1 protein-coding gene is annotated in these 1,992 nt (G+C 36.4%); it reads left to right on the forward strand.

The annotated features are described in order from the left end of the window. Positions 1-282 precede the first annotated feature (282 nt). Positions 283-1,962 carry a hypothetical protein gene (locus VPNCDNU1_RS28590; RefSeq protein ID WP_104403518.1) on the forward strand — a complete coding sequence of 560 codons (1,680 nt, stop codon included), beginning with the start codon at positions 283-285 and terminating at the stop codon, positions 1,960-1,962. Positions 1,963-1,992: the final 30 nt, after the last annotated feature.

A 1,992-nucleotide genomic window follows, 5' to 3' on the forward strand; every position in this document is an offset into this window, starting at 1 on the left:
GTAAGGGCTAGTTAATCCTCTAGCTTAAACATGCCGCTTTTCGCGTTAGACTTTTTATTCATACACACCCTGTTAATGTGCATTTGCCCTACCAAAAATTATCCGAACTCAGCACATCCAGAAATTATGCCTCACAATGCATTCTAATTTTTTCCTCGCTCACTAAGCTATTGATTTTCAGTTGAAGACTTAAACGAAAGACCGCATTATATCTATGTGAAAAGCGGTTTAGCGCCGTATAGAAAGCATAATATTTTTAGGAAAATTGGGTGTTACTAAAACATGTTGATAGATAGAGAGTTTAATGTAAAGGAAGCTTTATTACTTCATAAGGAACTTCCAGAGTTGGAATCTAGGCAACAAGAAGAACTAGCTCGAATAGAAAAACTCGATGTTGAAAATTATACTGAGGCAGATATCAGAGCTGAGGTGATCGACCCGATCGTTAGAATTTTAGGTTACCAGAAAGGTCAATTTAGTTCGGTTGATCGAGAGAAACATATTCGATTTCTAGGAAAAACACACAAATACATAGATTACAGTTTTACTCTATGGCAAGAGAATTTCTGGATAATTGAAGCGAAGAGACCCCTAAAGGGAGACCACTTTGGTTATTCTGAGCTTAGTCAAGCTACTGAATATGCGATTCATCCAGAAATTAATGCATCAATAATCGTATTGTGTGATGGCATTAAGCTAGAGATCTTCGATCGAGAGGAAGATCTTGAAAACCCAATAGTGACAATGAAAATTAAAAATCTCTCACGTGATTTTCATTTGCTCAGAAAAATACTCTCTCCTGTGAATATCTGGTTTTTTTATAAAAGGCGAGTATTACGTTCAATTGACAAAGCATTTGAAGTTGAGTTCAACCAGTCTAGAGCCAATGAGTTTCTAGAAATTATAGAACGAAGATTCACTGAGAAAACAAATCAGATCAGGCAGAATTTCCAAAAAATGCAATTTGATCATGATGTATATGATCGGGAACTAGCAGCAGCCTCACTTGATGAGATCATTGATGTTCATTACTTCATGCCACAAAGTGTTAAATCAGTGAAAGTATTGAATTCTGTTATAGCTAGTAACCTAGAACAGATGGGCGCATATAAAGTGTTTAGTAAACTGATGCCTGATTACTATAGGGAATTTAACGCTAACTACTATATGTATCTACTTGAATTTCTGATTGAACTAGACAAAAATCAGGTAGCTCTACCTTACATACCATGCTGGTTGTTTGAACGAGAAAGTAGTACACCAGAATCATTAATTGAAAAATTAATTAAGCAGATGCTTACGTATTTTGAAGAAGATGAGCCGAGAAAAATTATTCTATTAGCTTCATCTGCATACCGCAGAATTTATAAGATGATGTCGGTAATACAACCTCATATTCGCGATGCTGCCGAAGCCAAGCATTTATCGACAAGGCTGCGCCATTCTGAGTTTTCATGGGGGCAAATTTTATCTTCCTCAGAAGGGAACATTGTGCGAGATTTAGATTTTCTCCCATTACATGCTACAACTCGGTTTGTTAAACAGTTTAGCAAGGAGAAAAATGTCTTTAAAAGTGCGCTAGCTAAACACCACTTGAATGAACTTTGGTCGTTTGAAGGCGCAATTTTCAAGAAATATCCAAATTACTTAGAGTTAATGAAAGAACGAGATTATGGTGAACTTCATCCAACTGAAGTTATTGATATCGTTTATGATGATTTAGCTCATGGTTGTTTGTGTATAGTCGAAAAGTATCCAAAGTGGAAAAAGTATGTTCGAGAACATCACTATGACTTAGTTGCAGACAGCTCTGCTCTTGGTTCATGGAGTGCCGGGAAGATTGTAGGTAATGTCACAAAAGAAAAAGACTACTTAGATTCAATCCGAGTACAACGCTTCTTCTTTGGTGATGCTACGAATTATAGAGAGCTATCTAAGCAATATGGCTACGGAGATAGTTGAGCACAAAAATATAACAAGAGACTATGGCGT

Source organism: Vibrio penaeicida (genome assembly GCF_002933855.1).
GTDB lineage: Bacteria > Pseudomonadota > Gammaproteobacteria > Enterobacterales > Vibrionaceae > Vibrio > Vibrio penaeicida_A.

Bases quoted from the DNA above. Each gene is read 5' to 3' on its own strand.
- VPNCDNU1_RS28590 (WP_104403518.1), top strand. From the start codon at position 283: ATGTTGATAGATAGAGAGTTTAATGTAAAGGAAGCTTTATTACTTCAT.